This is a genomic window from Streptomyces sp. NPDC127092 (assembly GCF_042722475.1).
Lineage (GTDB): Bacteria > Actinomycetota > Actinomycetes > Streptomycetales > Streptomycetaceae > Streptomyces.
The window spans coordinates 1-487 of record NZ_JBHXFE010000280.1 but is presented as its reverse complement, the minus strand read 5'-3'; the positions used below and the strand labels follow the sequence as shown (position 1 = coordinate 487).

Here is a 487-nt window from a genome sequence, read left to right as displayed (position 1 = left end):
TCTCGATGCCTTTTTCGAAGCTCCCAGTATCCGCCGGCTTCGTATAATTTCTCTCGTCCGTATTCACGAATCGTGTCCAGCAGTCGATACCGCACCACCGACCCGACCTCTTCGCGGATCAAGACCGACTTATCGATCAGAGACGTGAGCAGATCGAGTAACTCTCCGTCAGGCGGGTCCGCGGCGAGGACCCCCTCGGCGGCATCGAGCTCAAAACCCCCGGCGAACACCGCCAGCCGAGCCCATAACCACTGTTCCTGCGACGAGCACAGGTCATAGCTCCAGTCGATGCACAACCTCAAGGTCTGCTGCCTTGCCGGTGTTCCTCTGCCGCCTAGCGTGAGAAGTCGGAATCTGTCGCCGAGGCGCTCCCTTATCTGCTCGACCGACATCGCCCGCAATCGTGCCGCCGCCAGTTCGATCGGCAAGGGCAGGCCTTCCAGACGCCGGCAGATTTCAGCCACCGCGCCCATGTTGTCCTCGGTGA

The 487-nt window shown here is 61.0% G+C and carries 1 protein-coding gene; it reads right to left on the bottom strand.

Going from position 1 to position 487, the window contains the following annotated elements; translation table 11 throughout:
- Window positions 1-487 (bottom strand): ATP-binding protein (locus tag ACFWJO_RS39665; RefSeq protein ID WP_386873149.1); only part of this gene is annotated, 487 nt, incomplete at both ends.